The sequence below is a fragment of the Ravibacter arvi genome, assembly GCF_039540405.1.
GTDB classification, from domain to species: Bacteria; Bacteroidota; Bacteroidia; order Cytophagales; family Spirosomataceae; genus Ravibacter; species Ravibacter arvi.
Window position 1 is genome coordinate 142,858 of record NZ_BAABEY010000012.1, and the last position, 13,431, is coordinate 156,288.

Here is a 13,431-nt window from a genome sequence, read left to right on the forward strand (position 1 = left end):
ACTGTCAAACGGCCTGTACGCCAATACATCCCGCGAGGCAGTATCTTTTTTTTAGGAAGTATTCATTTTCATAGGGGTTTAAGCGATAAAGTGACTTTCTCCTTCGCGGTATCTATGCTGTAAACAGCATCGTTAAACATGGCAAGGCTGTTCAGCACACTCTCCAATGTTTCGTTCCTGGTAAATGTAGTGGTGAATCGCCGTGACCGGAGCGCGGAGTCCTGCACTTCTACCACCACTCCGTAACGTTGTTCGATAAGAACAGCTGCCTGCTCTACTGTGATGTCGTCACAGTACAGATCCTCCTGCAACCAGCCTGCCATCCCTCCGGATTCCACGGTTCTGATCGCTTTTTTGGCTTCGGGAATATGGTAAACCATCTCCTCATCCGGGAGCAGCACCGCGAACGTTTCCTTTTCATTACCTACCTGCACCTTCCCGGAGATAACGGTAACCGTTATACTTTCACTTCCGGGAAATGCTTTTACATTAAAAGTGGTGCCCAGAACCGTAGTTTTCAGTGCTCCGGACAGAACGACGAAAGGCTGATGAGGCATGTGCTCAACATCAAAATAGGCTTCTCCCTTCAGTACAACTTCACGCCTGTCTGCGCCTTCAAAACTGTCCGGGTATTCGAGTGAACTCCCGGGAGCGAGAATCGCCATACTGCCGTCCGGCAATTGGATAAGATTATTTGTCTTGGCAGGAAGCTTTCTATCAACGGCTTCCGTGACGGCAGACCTGTCCCGATCATTTGCCTGGTAATGGAAAATGAGCATCCCGCAAACCAGCACTACCGCAGCAGCAGCCACGAAGCGGGGCCAGTTCCTCCACAAATGGCGACGGTTTAGACCGGACGGAATCTCTTTTGCAGGCGAAATGCCCTTTCTGATCTTCAGCGCCAGCTCCTCCAGCTCACGCTTCGTCAACCCGTCAGTAGCATCCGGTTTCAATTCGAAGCTCTTGTAATATGCTTCCAGGAACCGAATTTCCTCAGCCGTAGCCTCCCCGTTTGCGTACCGCTTCAGTAAATCCGTAAAAAATTCCCTGTCCATAGCTCAGGCCATTTATCCGGATGCCGGCCGGAAATGTCCCTGAGCCGACTGGCCGGTAAGTTTAAAAGGTTTCGGAAGGCATGAAACATGCCCTTTATTATACCAGTTCCGAAAAATCCGGAAGCGCCCACTCCGCAGTAACTTTTTTTTTGAAATTTTCGCACGGCCATTTCCGCCACCGGGAAAAGGCCCTGATCATCCCGGAACGACCGACAATAGTAGTACCAATAAAAACGCCAGCCCCGACTTCATTTTCCCTAGTGCCCGGCCAATCTGGTTGCGCACCGTTTTCTCCGAAAGGTGTAACTGGCTCGCTATCTCCCCGCTGCTCATACCTTCGTCGTAGCGAAGCTGAAAAATGAGGCGTTGCTGCTCAGGCAGTCCCGCTACCAATCCCCGGTAGGCGGCCAGCAGCTCTTCAAAGAGAAGCCCGGCGTCCGCCCGGTTATCATGGCCTTCCAGTTTTTCGAGAACTTCCGGAATCGGGACAAACCGTTTTTCCTTTTCCATCCATTTAAAAACATGGTTACGGACCGCTACATACAAATACCCCGGAACATTGTCTATAACCGGCGCTTCCCCCGAATGCAGGTAAGTCCATAGCTGCGAAAAAACTTCCTGGGAGATATCGCCTGCCGCTTCCCGGTCGCTCAAACGCTTGTACGCAGCATTAAATACGAATTTCCAGTACCGCTCATAGAAAACATCAAAAGCAGCCGCATCTCCCCGGCCAATACGGGCAAGAAGCTCCTGATCGTCTGCATACGATAAACGTCCCATAAGTTTTGAAATTCCGGGTGTCTGAAGCTAACCGTAAGAACTCCCCAAAGGTAGGTCGGCGAACTAACCAAAGCAAGTTACGCAATATTTTATTCTTCAGAACAAAACATCCCCCAAATCGTCTTTCCACAAAATAATGATCAAAGAACTTAAATACCAGGGAACCGGCGCTACGCCTCCCGTAGTAAGGGGAAACAGGCTTTACCAGGCAGATTGGCTGATGCAGCCAAACTTTCTTACCTTCGCAGTTCATCCAAAAGATACCTGAAACTACATGAACTGCGCACTCGTTACGGGGGCCTCAAGAGGACTGGGGAGGGCCATTGCCCTACAGTTAGCCATTGATCACGGCCTTTTTATTCTCATAAATTTTGCCTCGAATCATGAAGCGGCGGAAGAAACTCTTTCGGCCATACGGGCTGCAGGAGGCGATGGCAATCTGCTCCCCTTCCGGGTTCAGCACAAAGAGGAAGTAGACGCCGCTCTCAATGCCTGGAAAGAAGCCAATCCCGAAAAATTTATCAGCGTGCTGGTTAACAACGCCGGCATCACAAAAGACGGCCTCCTCATGTGGATGCCGGAAAGCGATTGGGACAGCGTGGTAGACATATCTGTAAAAGGCATGTTCAACGTAACACAGAACGTGATCCAGCAAATGCTCCGCAAACGCACCGGACGTATTGTGAATGTGTCCTCCTTATCAGGCTTGAAGGGGGTTGCGGGGCAAACCAACTATTCTGCCGCAAAAGGGGCCATGATTGCCTCTACCAAATCATTGGCCCAGGAAGTTGCCAAGCGCAATATCACAGTCAATGCGGTGGCGCCCGGATTTATAAGGAGCGACATGACAGGCGATCTTGACGAAGGGCAGATCCGACAACTGGTACCGGTCGGGCGCATAGGTGAACCCGAAGAGGTTGCACATACCGTTAGCTTCCTGGTCTCGCAGAAGGCCGCTTATATCACCGGCGAAGTGATCAATATCAACGGCGGCATATATTCCTGAAATGCCGCAGCCTGTTCCCGGCAATAATTTCGGAAGAAATCAATCCGGGAACAGCGATTTGTCCAGTCCCGGAACAATGCGGAGCGCGTTTTTGTAATAGACTTTCTTCAGCACTTCATCCGGCAGCCCAAGCCCGTACATGCGCCAGAATGCGTGGTATTTTTTGTGGTACGGGAAGTACTCGTCCTCAGTTTCAAGCACCCTGAAATAGGTCGTATACTCCGAGGGCACCCAGCTATCTTTTCCGAAAAGGATCCGGTCCTGGTGCTTGACGAAAAATTGATGCGCCGTGCGCGGCTGCCGGCCCAGTTCAGCAATTACCGCACCGATCTCTACCACCATATTCGGGAAGGCTTCCATCAGGCTGTCCAGCTTTTTGAGGTTATTGGGGTACCAGCCCATGTGGGCGTTTACGAAGGTAGTTTTCGGGTGTTTCCGGAAAATATCGTGTTGCTCGGCGATCAGCGAATCGAACGGCACCGGATCATTCGGCCCGCGTTTCCGGCCGGGATGGGTTTTCAGCTCGAGCCACCGCTCGTTGTACCGGTCGAGCGGGTCCCAGAACGACGCCACGTCCGCGGTGTGAATCAAAACCGGTATGCCCAATTCGCCGCATTTGGCCCAAACCGGGTCAAGGCGTTTGTCATTCACCGCCACCCGGTTTCCTTTTTCATCCTTTATCCCGCTAAAACCGAGGCTTTTATAAATCTTAAGTCCTTTTGCACCGGCCTTTACGTCTTCTTCAAGCTGTTTAACTGCGCGCTGTGACCAGTCTTTCGCCCCAAAATCATTAAACACCAGGTTGGTAAAGATCACCAGGCGGGAGCCGTTGGTCTTCCGGGCGTTGGTGATTGAAGCTTTCAAATGCTCTGTGCTTTCATCCCAATTCTGCGTGAATCCGCGTCCGCTCAGGTTCACCATAATGGCCATATTCAAGGCATCCATCTGGCTGAGCAGTTCTTTCAGGTCCTGCGTCGGCATCCTGGGCTGATGGTTATGAATATCGATAAAGGGGAACCTGGCCCGTTTTACAACATGCTCTTCTACTTTTAGAGTCGAAACGGGGTCGTACTCCTCAAACCCTAGCGGCGCCTGCGCAGCCTCCTGGGCGGCTACCTTTCCGGCCAGCGAAAATATGGTGGAGACCAGCGCTACTGCGCGTAAAGTGAAGGAAAAGCGGCGGGAAAAAGGTTGGTTCATATCAAATCGCAATTTCAAAATACCCGGTTGCAAATCTATAACAATCAAGACAATGCGCACTCAGGTATTGATCATTTTACCACAGGCGGCTATTGGGCCTTTTTATAAATCAGGGCAACCGCCAGGGCAAGAATCCCCTCTTCTCTCCCCACGAAACCCATGTGTTCCGATGTGGTTGCCTTGATCGAAATCTGTGCAGTTTCAACCTTCATTACACCGGCAAGGCAGTTTTTCATGTCTTCAATGTGCGGATTAAGTTTTGGCAATTGCAAGACGATAGTTACATCCACGTTCCCTACCTCATATCCTTCGTCCCGAACCATTTGCAGCGACTTCACAAGCAAAATTTTACTGTCGACCCCCTTCCACTGCGGGTCTTTATCCGAAAAATAGTAGCCTATATTTCTTAAACCGGCGGCGCCCAACAGGGCATCGCACAAAGAATGACAAACGACATCCGCATCGGAATGTCCCTTTGCTCCATGGGTATGAGGGATCTGGATGCCGCCCAGCCAAAAGGCCCGGCCTTCCTCCATCTGGTGAATGTCATACCCCTGACCAATACGAAACGGCACCATACAAGCTGAATAACTGAATAACCAAGGCTGCAAAGCTACTTACTATTCGCCACAATGCGATGCCCGCTTCGTCATCCCGCAGCGGTGAGATCTCCCTTTCCCGGTACCCAACCCCTTTCAGAGGACTTTTTTCGAGCAACAGGAGATCCTTCAGCTCCACTGCGTTCCGTTCCTTTAGGATGACCATCCGGCAGATGCCCTCCGGCTTCGCTACCATTGACAACAACACGTTTGGCGGCGCTCCAACCGGAAGGTCATCCCGAGCGCAGCCGAGGAATCTCCCGCTCCCTGTACCCAATCCCTTTTAGAGGGCTTTTTATAACAACAGGAGATCCTTCGACTCCGCTGCGCTTCGCTACAGGATGACCGTCCGGGTGGTAGCCGCCGGCTCTCCAAACCTACCAACGACAAGCTTAAAAAAGTTATCCCGCTTGCCACCGTGAGGGAAAGTGCCTTTTTTTGCTGGTGAAAACACCGAGACCCCGGACATGAAGGAAAACACCGAAAATTTCCCGCAGGGCGCCTGCATCGAAACCATCCGTTATATGGACGCAAGACCCGAAAACCTGGCGCACCATAACCTGCGGATGAACCGCACACGGCAGGATTTGTTCGGATCGGAAGATTTCGTCGATTTGGGGGAACTAATTCGAATTCCGGATATGTTACCCTCACACGTGTATAAATGCCGGGTAACTTATACCCACCAGATAGTAGCGGTAGAATGGGAGCCTTACCAACGGCGGGTGATCAGATCACTTCAGGTTGTACACAACGAAACAATAGACTACACTTATAAATACAGACAACGTCATGATTTAGAAAAAATCTATAGCCAGAAAAAAAAACACGATGATGTGCTGATCGTGCGGAATGGCTATTTGACGGATGCTTATGTCTGCAATATTGCGCTTTTGAAGGGTGACAAGTGGCTGACGCCAGCCCTGCCCCTGTTAAAAGGAACCCAAAGGGAATTGCTTCTTGAACAGGATAAAATCTATGAAGCCGACATCCACCTGGACAACCTCCCGGATTTTACGCATATCAGGCTATTCAACGCAATGATGCCCTGGCGCGATGCCATTGAGCTGCCGGTCAGGCAGATTTTTCACTAAAAACAGGTCCGACCTGACGTATATTCTTAAAGACCGAAAAAACAAACACCATATATGATTGAAAAACACAAGATGATTTCTACCGCCGCCGTCCAGGAAACTGCGGTCCTGGTGGCGGTCAGCCCAAAAAATCAATCGATAGAAAAAACCAGGGAGTACCTCGACGAGCTGGAATTCCTCGCCGAAACTTCAGGTGTAAAAACGCAGCAGAAGTTTATCCAGAATCTCGAACGCCCGGATATCAGAACCTATGTAGGAAAAGGAAAGCTGGAAGAGATCACCACTTTTATCAATGCCGAGCCGGTCGATATGATCATTTTTGACGACGACCTTTCACCTTCCCAGGTGCGAAACCTGGAGGGGCATTTCAAGGACATTAAAGTGCTTGATCGCAGTTTGCTGATCCTGAATATCTTCGCTATGCGGGCGCAGACCGCCCAGGCAAAAACACAGGTAGAGCTGGCGCAATACCAGTACATGTACCCGCGCCTGACCCGTATGTGGACCCACCTTAGCCGTATCAAAGCAGGCGTAGGGATGCGCGGTCCCGGTGAAAAAGAGCTCGAGACCGACCGGCGTATTGTGCAGGACCGCATCAGCTTCCTGAAGGATAAACTTGAAAAATACGATAAACAGAGTGTAACCCGCCGGAAAGAACGCTCCCGCCTTGTACGCGTCGCGCTGGTCGGATATACCAACGTAGGCAAGTCGACATTGATGCGCCGCCTGGCGAAAGCGGATGTTTTTGCTGAAAACAAACTCTTTGCTACCGTCGATTCCACCGTGCGGAAAGTCACCATTGAAAACATTCCGTTCCTCCTGACCGACACAGTTGGCTTCATCCGGAAATTACCTACCACGCTGATCGAATCGTTTAAGTCAACGCTCGATGAGGTTCGCGAGGCGGACATCCTGATCCACGTGGTTGACATCTCTAATCCCGCGTTCGAGGAACAGATCGAGGTGGTCAACAGCACGCTTGCAGAAATCGGTGCATCGGACAAACCGGTTGTTTTGGTCTTCAACAAGATTGACAACTACAAACCGTACGATGAAGATAATTACCTGGACGAAGAAGGGCTTGATTCAACACCGCCCCAACTATCGATTGAAGCGTTAACGGAACAACTGAAACGTAGCTACATGGCCCAGAAGGCGGAGCACACCGTGTTTATCTCCGCCGAAATGAAGGAAAACCTGGACGAACTTCGCGATACGGTTTTCAAACTCGTCAAAGCGAAGCATTTCACGATTTACCCGAACTGGGTGGAAGTTCCGAGTGGGTTTGGGGAGGAAGAGGGTGAGGGGTGAGGTATGAGTGATGAGGTATGAGTCGTGAGGTATGAGGTGGGAGGTATGGGGCGAGACTGGAAGGTTTCGGCTTTTGTGCGGGTTCAGTTTCATTATTTCGCGATCTCATTTGCATGATGCGTTAATTTTTAGGAAATTTGCAGGCCCGAAATACCATTGGTGTTCCGGGCCTCGTAATGACTGCGTAGTTCAACGGATAGAATAGGAGTTTCCTAAACTCTAGATATGGGTTCGATTCCCGTCGCGGTCACAAAGCCTCGCAGTAATGCGGGGCTTTTGTATTTTTGGGGCTCGGCGCTCGCCGCGAAAAGAATTTAAAAAAGCCACGAATTCCAGCGAAGCACGTTTGGAGCTTTGATTTAAATAAACAACGCTTAGCTTTTGACCTGGTTGAGGATCAGACATCCGGCAGATTGTGTTAAAGGGGTTCGACGGGCTCACCCGCCATCCGGACGGTGCCATCCTGACGGTGCCATCCGGACGGCGCCTGAGCCTGTCGAAGGCTGATCTTAGGATACCCATTCAATAGAAGCCATGCGTTCCATTATCAGCCATCTGTAACTTTGTTGTACAGAATGCAGGAATCATTTTAAATTCGTGCATTCGTGGCCCCCTTATGGCTCTCCCGGCTTAAATTTCTTTTGAAATGATCCTGTATATCCTGTTCATCTTCATGGTTTCCTGCAGCCAGCCCGTCAATCCCGACACGCCTATGCCGAACACATCCACCACCGAAAATCCGTTGATTAACGATGTCAAAAAGAACCGGATCGAAGCCGTTGAGCAGGCTTTGAAAAAAGGAGCCGATGTAAACACCCGGGACAGCAAAGGCCGGACGCTGCTGTTGCTCGCCACGCATGACGCATTAAACGACATGGCCGCCCTTTTAGTAAAATACGGCGCCGACGTCAACCGGCAGGACGACATCAAAGACAGCCCTTTCCTCTATGCAGGCGCAACCGGACAGACCCAACTGGTCAAACTCTTCCTCGAGAACGGCGCGAAATTCAATGTTTTCAACCGGTATAACGGCACAGCCCTCATACCGGCCTGCGAACGGGGGCATGTCGAAACCGTAAAACTCCTTGCAAACACCAGGAACTTCCCCATCGACCATGTAAACCGGTTGGGATGGACAGCCTTGATGGAGGCGGTCGTGCTGGGCAACGGAAGCGAAAAATACCAGCAAATCGTGCGCATTCTCAAAGAAGCCGGATGTAACCTGAATATTCCGGACAACGACGGGAAAACAGCGCTCCAACATGCCAGGGCATCGGGATACAAAGAAATTGTCCGAATTCTTGAATCGGAATAACCTGCTCAGATTCAATTAACCTCACTTCAGCAAAGCAGTAAATCCAAAAAGATTTTCATTTTTTTTGTGATTCCGTGTAACGAACCCACACTCAGGGCGACCAACTGTTCAAAATCAAAAACAGGACGCCCATTATGCAAATCAAAAAAATTACCCGCTCTATCCTCGCTCTTTTCTGTGTGCTGGCAGCCTCGGCGCAAAGCCATACCCAAAGTCTTCTCTGGGAAATCAGCGGAAACGGTCTTTCGGCTCCCTCCTACCTGGCAGGTACTTTCCATACCATGTGTGCGGAGGACTTTCTCATGAAGGAAAAAGTAAAAACAGCGCTCGGGAAAACTAAAAATCTCGTGCTGGAAATTAACTATACGGACTCCGGGGAGGTAGAAGCTCTGCAGAAAATGATGTCCGCCGAACAGCCGCTCAGCGCCCAACTTGATGCGGAAAGCCTGAAGCGACTTGAAAACATATTGGTGCAATACGGGACTTCACTCAAAGAAGTAGACAGCTTCAGCCCGCAGGCCCTTTATTCCCTGGTTTCAAAGAAATCATTCACCTGCGCACCTGCCGACCTCCGCATGTACGAGATAGAACTCATTAAACTAGCAATGGGAAACGGCGCCCGAATTGGCGGATTAGAAACGGTTGAGACACAGGCAAAATACCTTGGACTTGCCTACAATCTCCACCAGACAATTGAACAACTGGAAGCAGGCGATTCCTATGCGGCTATCACAAAAGACATGATAAAAGCTTTCCAGGACGAAAACCTTGAGGAATTGACCCGAATGGTAAGAGACAGGCGCTTCATGAACGACGAACAGGAAAAATGGGTGCTCACCGAACGCAACCGGAACTGGGCACAATCCATGCCGGATATGATGAAAAAAGAAAGCACCTTCTTTGCAGTAGGCGGTGGTCACCTGGGCGGGAATAACGGGGTTATTAAATTGTTGCAGGATCTTGGCTATACTTTAAAACCCGTAATACTGTAATTGACGTAAACGAAATATTCGTGGACAACGATAAGGAAAGCGTCTTCCTGAAACTGGTGCATCAGCACAAAGGCATCCTGCACAAAGTGTCAAAAATGTATGCGGACCTTCCGGAAAACCGTGAGGATTTACAGCAGGAAATTATAATCCAGCTCTGGAAGTCTTTTTCTCTTTTTGAAAGCAAAAGCGAGTTCTCCACCTGGATGTACAGGGTTGCCATCAATACTGCGATAACTTATTTCAGGAAGGAGAAGAAAAGAACCCGGACTTTTGCACCGGAATTGTCCACCGATACCGCTGATGAAATCTACGATGCCGGCCGCGATGAACAACTCGAAATTTTTTACCAGGCAATTCAGCTTCTCGGGCCAATAGAAAAAGCCCTCATGTTTTATTACATGGAAGGGCTCTCTCATAAAGAAACAGCTTTACAGCTCGGGATCAGTGAAATTAACGTAAGAGTGAAATTGTCCCGCACCAAAGAAAAATTACAAAACCTGATCAAAAAACAAAGCCATGGATTTTGAAGCCCTTAAAAACAAATGGAATTCCGAAAACCCGGCAGAGGTGAATATTCCGTCTACAATTGCCCGATTAAAGAAGGCGCAGCACCCGCTTGAAAAGCTCAGGCGTACCATGAAAAACGAATGCTGGAGCCAGCTGGCAGCCGTTCTCTTTGCAGGCGCCATACCACAGGTATTTGGCCTTAGCCCGGCTTTCTACGTGGTTTATTATACCGCTTACAGTATGCTTCTGGTAACTTCTGGATACTATTTCTACGAATTTTACCAGTTTTACAAGGAGGTTGGCCTGTACCACGCGGACACCCACGAAAGCCTCTGGAAAATTTACTATGAGCTGCGCCTCAACATGGAACGGTACCAGTCATTCGGGTTCCTTTTATTGCCGTACTTCCTGGTTGCCACCGCTCTGCTGGGTTATGACCGCCTCATCTCAGAAGGCAAAACACTCCAGCAAATCACCAGCCAACAACAGGTGATCATTCTTTTGGTTACCCTTTTCAGCACGCTTCTGGCCATTGGGGCAATTGTTCTCTGGACCCGTTACGTTTACGGCAAAACCGCAAGGGAAATAGATGGCCTGCTTAAAGAAATAAAAGACGAAATCTGACCCGGTTCGCTTCTATTTTGCCAGGGGCACAACATCGCCCCGGTATGAAATAAAAGTTTTGTTTTGCGGTGTCACTCTCAGATCGGCACTTCCGTCAGGAAACACGGTCAGGAACAAGTCACGGACGACCTGGGAATCCTGCACGCGGATGGTTACTTCCCTCCCGCCATTCTTGATCGGTTTCACGTCATAAGTAAATTTTTCGGACACGAATTTAATACCGCCGTCGCCCCCGATAGGCGCCGAATAGGCACGGCCGAAATAGGGAAGATCTGCCGAAATCCTGTCCTTTTCGACTTTCATGAAATAATTCCCAACAATTTGCCGCATCCTCCCGCGCGATGGCTGCAGGAAAGTTGCCTGAAACTGGTAAGATTGCTCATCAAAGGCGGTTGATATTTCCTGGGACGAACGGGCTGTACTCGCTTTTTGACTGGAACAAGCGCCGAAAGCCAGTGCTACAGCGAGACTCCCTGCTATTATGAATAGTTTCATACGAATTGCGTTAATACGTTTGTTGAATTACATAACCGGAATGCTTTTATCGCTTCCTGTAAATATAGATTCAATTTTGATGGCTCGGGTTTAAATTGGGGTTGAGAAAGGTTCATTTTTTTTGCACGACTGGCAGTTACAGCCAGGATTTCTATGTAAAAAAATTGAAACCGCTTGCCAAAATCATTGCATATAAAAAAAAGATCGCGTTTCTTACCGTAATTTTACCCGGATACCTTTTGTATGCAAACCCATCAAACAAAGGCTTATGGCGCCGAGACGTCGGGCTCATTGCTAAAGCCCCTGACCATCTCGCGCAGGGAGCCTGCTCCTCATGACATCGAGATTGAAATCCTGTACTGCGGCGTTTGCCATTCCGATCTGCACATGGCCCGAAATGAATGGCACAACACTGTTTTCCCGATCGTTCCGGGGCACGAAATTGTGGGCAGGGTGATCAATGCCGGCCAACATGTTAAAAAATTCGGCAAAGGCGATATGGTGGCAGTGGGTTGCATGGTGGATTCCTGCAGGACCTGCCCGCATTGTACCGAGGGGCTCGAACAGTATTGCGACCTCGGGAAAACGCTGACTTATAACAGTCCTGACACGCACCTGGGCGCACATACGCTAGGCGGTTATTCAGAACGAATCGTAGTCGACGAGCATTTTGTTCTGCGCGTGCCCGACAACCTGGACCCCGCAGCCGCCGCCCCGTTGCTCTGCGCGGGCGTTACCACCTGGTCGCCGCTCAGGCATTGGCGTGTGGGCCCGGGACAAAAGGTTGGGGTGGTAGGTATAGGCGGCCTGGGCCACATGGGGATCAAGCTCGCCAAAGCGCTCGGCGCGCATGTAGTAGTCTTCACTACCTCCGCGTCCAAGTTTGACGACGCAAAACGTCTGGGCGGCGACGAAGTGGTACTTTCAACCGATATTCACGAGATGAAAAAACACAGGAACACCCTGAATTTCATCCTCGATTGTGTCTCGGCCGAACACCCCATCAATGACTATATGTCGCTGCTCACCACCGACGGAACGCTGGTACTGGTGGGCGCCCCCGAAAAACCCATGCCGGTTTCCGCTTTCAGCCTTATTCCGGGAAGAAGGAGCTTGGCCGGCTCCAATATCGGCGGCATACGCGAAACCCAGGAAATGCTGGATTTTTGCGGCGAACACAACCTGGTTGCCGACATCGAGCTCATCGGCATCCAGGACATCAACAACGCTTATGAGCGACTGGTAAAAGGCGACGTCCAGTATCGTTTCGTAATTGACATGGCCTCGCTGAAGGTCTGAAACCTGGTCCGGATCCGGTTCCCGGTTTCAGGCAGTAACTTATTATGCTTTCTCTTCCCCAACAACCTTTCCCTTATATTCATTATGAGCCTCATAAACCGGGTAAAAAACAAAGTAAACCAGCTCCAGGACCGTTATTTCCCGATGAAATCTTTCGATCCCGCCAGTATTCCGTGGATTGATTCGCCGGGTGCGGACATCGACGCATTCCTTCAAAAGTTCAACCGGCGTTTCGACGTTTCGTACGATCTGAAAGAAAAGCTGACGGGTTGGCGGGAAAAAGGATATGCAGTACTTGAAAACATTATCCCGCCGGAGATGATCGACAATTTCATGAGAGATTTCGACCAGCTTAGGGACGAACCCGAAAAGCACAAACTCAGCGTGCGGATCGACCTACCCGAGTTCAGCCCCGAACAACAACGGAACATCAGTGACTTCCCGAAAGAATCACTGAATGGTAAATATGTAAAGTTCAACGACTTTCACAATTCGTCGGTAGCTGCCAAGAAGCTGATGTCGCACCCGGGGATAGTAACTTTCCTGGAAGCGATATTTAACGACCAGGTCGTGGTGATGCAAAGCCTCACCTTTTTATACGGCAGTCAGCAACCTACCCACCAGGATTTCCCCTGGGTAACTGCAAAAGATCCCAGCCACCTGGCCGCCGCGTGGATTGCGCTTGAAGACATCAAGATAGACTCAGGCCCTCTTTATTACTATATCGGGTCTCAGAATATGCCCAAATTCGACTTCGGCTCCGGCATTCTCTATAAACCGTGGTCGACCAGGACACCGATTGAATTCGCCGACTACCTCGACAAAACCTGCGAAGCCCTCGCTTATCCGAAAGAAATCCTTTTAATCCGGAAAGGCGACGTTCTGATCTGGCATGGAGCGCTTGCACATGGCGGAAGCCCGATCCTTAATCCCGAGCAGACCCGGAAATCGTTCGTTTGCCATTATTCCACTTACAAATCGCTTCCCTTTCACAGGATTTCACCGGGCAGTGAGCCTATCATACAGGACTATAACGGCATGTATATCTATAACAACCCGGCATTGCCGGAATCGGAAGACAGCTTCAAATGAAAAAACTGCGTTCCGCCCGGATGACTTTGACCGTCACGCCGGGCGAAACGCAGTGAAGCTGC

At 50.0% G+C, this 13,431-nt stretch carries 16 protein-coding genes and 1 tRNA gene; 11 read left to right on the top strand and 6 right to left on the bottom strand.

Features of this window, described 5'->3' with window-relative positions; all coding sequences use genetic code 11:
• Positions 1–68: 68 nt before the first annotated feature.
• Together ABD852_RS06415 and ABD852_RS06420 are read right to left on the bottom strand one after the other, a co-directional pair.
• Positions 69–1,055 (bottom strand): FecR family protein, encoded by a 987-nt coding sequence (locus ABD852_RS06415; protein ID WP_345027359.1) that lies wholly within the window; start codon positions 1,053–1,055, stop codon positions 69–71.
• Positions 1,056–1,250: 195 nt separating this feature from the next.
• Entirely contained in the window at positions 1,251–1,835 is a 585-nt protein-coding gene (locus tag ABD852_RS06420; protein ID WP_345027361.1) for an RNA polymerase sigma factor, read from the bottom strand.
• A 136-nt stretch (positions 1,836–1,971) separates the two neighbouring features.
• Here ABD852_RS06420 and ABD852_RS06425 point away from each other — a divergent pair, with 136 nt between their 5' ends.
• A complete protein-coding gene (locus tag ABD852_RS06425) occupies positions 1,972–2,103 on the top strand; it encodes a hypothetical protein (protein WP_345027364.1) in 132 nt (43 codons plus the stop codon).
• 6 nt (positions 2,104–2,109) lie between these two features.
• Positions 2,110–2,841, top strand: a complete 732-nt coding sequence (flxB, locus tag ABD852_RS06430; RefSeq protein WP_345027365.1) for a flexirubin biosynthesis SDR family reductase FlxB — start codon at positions 2,110–2,112, stop codon at positions 2,839–2,841.
• A 39-nt stretch (positions 2,842–2,880) separates the two neighbouring features.
• Here the strand turns inward: flxB and ABD852_RS06435 are convergent, their stop codons facing one another.
• The 3 genes from ABD852_RS06435 to ABD852_RS06445 form a co-directional block, all read right to left on the bottom strand.
• Positions 2,881–4,041 (bottom strand): amidohydrolase family protein, encoded by a 1,161-nt coding sequence (locus ABD852_RS06435; protein ID WP_345027366.1) that lies wholly within the window; start codon positions 4,039–4,041, stop codon positions 2,881–2,883.
• An 89-nt stretch (positions 4,042–4,130) separates the two neighbouring features.
• On the bottom strand, positions 4,131–4,616 hold the full coding sequence (gene ispF / locus ABD852_RS06440) for a 2-C-methyl-D-erythritol 2,4-cyclodiphosphate synthase (RefSeq protein ID WP_345027445.1): 486 nt from the start codon (positions 4,614–4,616) through the stop codon (positions 4,131–4,133).
• Entirely contained in the window at positions 4,588–4,836 is a 249-nt protein-coding gene (locus ABD852_RS06445; RefSeq protein ID WP_345027367.1) for a hypothetical protein, read from the bottom strand. Before ABD852_RS06445 ends, ispF begins: the two co-directional genes overlap by 29 nt.
• Positions 4,837–5,107: 271 nt before the next feature.
• Between ABD852_RS06445 and ABD852_RS06450 the strand changes: the two genes are divergently transcribed.
• From ABD852_RS06450 to ABD852_RS06480, 7 genes are all read left to right on the top strand, one after another.
• Positions 5,108–5,734, top strand: a complete 627-nt coding sequence (locus ABD852_RS06450) for an aminotransferase class IV (RefSeq protein WP_345027370.1) — start codon at positions 5,108–5,110, stop codon at positions 5,732–5,734.
• A 54-nt stretch (positions 5,735–5,788) separates the two neighbouring features.
• The gene (gene hflX / locus ABD852_RS06455; protein ID WP_345027372.1) at positions 5,789–7,045 is read left to right on the top strand and encodes a GTPase HflX; all 1,257 of its coding nucleotides are present in this window, start codon (positions 5,789–5,791) and stop codon (positions 7,043–7,045) included.
• 178 nt (positions 7,046–7,223) lie between these two features.
• A tRNA-Arg gene (locus ABD852_RS06460) sits at positions 7,224–7,295 on the top strand.
• Positions 7,296–7,691: 396 nt separating this feature from the next.
• Positions 7,692–8,360 carry an ankyrin repeat domain-containing protein gene (locus ABD852_RS06465; protein WP_345027375.1) on the top strand — a complete coding sequence of 223 codons (669 nt, stop codon included), beginning with the start codon at positions 7,692–7,694 and terminating at the stop codon, positions 8,358–8,360.
• Positions 8,361–8,494: 134 nt separating this feature from the next.
• Positions 8,495–9,352, top strand: a complete 858-nt coding sequence (locus ABD852_RS06470; RefSeq protein WP_345027376.1) for a TraB/GumN family protein — start codon at positions 8,495–8,497, stop codon at positions 9,350–9,352.
• A gap of 20 nt (positions 9,353–9,372) precedes the next feature.
• Positions 9,373–9,879, top strand: coding sequence for an RNA polymerase sigma factor (locus ABD852_RS06475; protein ID WP_345027379.1), 507 nt, complete (start codon positions 9,373–9,375; stop codon positions 9,877–9,879).
• Positions 9,869–10,483: a hypothetical protein gene (locus ABD852_RS06480; protein ID WP_345027382.1), complete on the top strand. Its 615-nt coding sequence runs from the start codon at positions 9,869–9,871 to the stop codon at positions 10,481–10,483. The genes ABD852_RS06475 and ABD852_RS06480 overlap by 11 nt, the downstream gene beginning before the upstream one ends.
• A gap of 12 nt (positions 10,484–10,495) precedes the next feature.
• On the opposite strand, the gene ABD852_RS06485 is transcribed toward ABD852_RS06480, so the two are convergent.
• The gene (locus ABD852_RS06485; protein ID WP_345027384.1) at positions 10,496–10,978 is read right to left on the bottom strand and encodes a DUF4251 domain-containing protein; all 483 of its coding nucleotides are present in this window, start codon (positions 10,976–10,978) and stop codon (positions 10,496–10,498) included.
• Positions 10,979–11,221: 243 nt separating this feature from the next.
• Between ABD852_RS06485 and ABD852_RS06490 the strand changes: the two genes are divergently transcribed.
• Together ABD852_RS06490 and ABD852_RS06495 are read left to right on the top strand one after the other, a co-directional pair.
• Entirely contained in the window at positions 11,222–12,277 is a 1,056-nt protein-coding gene (locus ABD852_RS06490) for an NAD(P)-dependent alcohol dehydrogenase (RefSeq protein ID WP_345027387.1), read from the top strand.
• An 84-nt stretch (positions 12,278–12,361) separates the two neighbouring features.
• The gene (locus ABD852_RS06495; protein WP_345027392.1) at positions 12,362–13,369 is read left to right on the top strand and encodes a phytanoyl-CoA dioxygenase family protein; all 1,008 of its coding nucleotides are present in this window, start codon (positions 12,362–12,364) and stop codon (positions 13,367–13,369) included.
• Positions 13,370–13,431 lie beyond the last annotated feature (62 nt).

Excerpts from the sequence above, each read along its gene's own strand:
- ABD852_RS06470 (WP_345027376.1), top strand. The coding sequence starts at position 8,495 with ATGCAAATCAAAAAAATTACCCGCTCTATCCTCGCTCTTTTCTGTGTG.
- ABD852_RS06480 (WP_345027382.1), top strand. The coding sequence starts at position 9,869 with ATGGATTTTGAAGCCCTTAAAAACAAATGGAATTCCGAAAACCCGGCA.
- ABD852_RS06485 (WP_345027384.1), bottom strand. The coding sequence starts at position 10,978 with ATGAAACTATTCATAATAGCAGGGAGTCTCGCTGTAGCACTGGCTTTC.
- ABD852_RS06420 (WP_345027361.1), bottom strand. The coding sequence starts at position 1,835 with ATGGGACGTTTATCGTATGCAGACGATCAGGAGCTTCTTGCCCGTATT.
- ABD852_RS06490 (WP_345027387.1), top strand. The coding sequence starts at position 11,222 with ATGCAAACCCATCAAACAAAGGCTTATGGCGCCGAGACGTCGGGCTCA.
- flxB (WP_345027365.1), top strand. The coding sequence starts at position 2,110 with ATGAACTGCGCACTCGTTACGGGGGCCTCAAGAGGACTGGGGAGGGCC.
- ABD852_RS06435 (WP_345027366.1), bottom strand. The coding sequence starts at position 4,041 with ATGAACCAACCTTTTTCCCGCCGCTTTTCCTTCACTTTACGCGCAGTA.
- ABD852_RS06425 (WP_345027364.1), top strand. The coding sequence starts at position 1,972 with ATGATCAAAGAACTTAAATACCAGGGAACCGGCGCTACGCCTCCCGTA.
- ABD852_RS06415 (WP_345027359.1), bottom strand. The coding sequence starts at position 1,055 with ATGGACAGGGAATTTTTTACGGATTTACTGAAGCGGTACGCAAACGGG.
- ABD852_RS06450 (WP_345027370.1), top strand. The coding sequence starts at position 5,108 with ATGAAGGAAAACACCGAAAATTTCCCGCAGGGCGCCTGCATCGAAACC.
- hflX (WP_345027372.1), top strand. The coding sequence starts at position 5,789 with ATGATTGAAAAACACAAGATGATTTCTACCGCCGCCGTCCAGGAAACT.
- ABD852_RS06465 (WP_345027375.1), top strand. The coding sequence starts at position 7,692 with ATGATCCTGTATATCCTGTTCATCTTCATGGTTTCCTGCAGCCAGCCC.
- ABD852_RS06445 (WP_345027367.1), bottom strand. The coding sequence starts at position 4,836 with ATGGTAGCGAAGCCGGAGGGCATCTGCCGGATGGTCATCCTAAAGGAA.
- ABD852_RS06495 (WP_345027392.1), top strand. The coding sequence starts at position 12,362 with ATGAGCCTCATAAACCGGGTAAAAAACAAAGTAAACCAGCTCCAGGAC.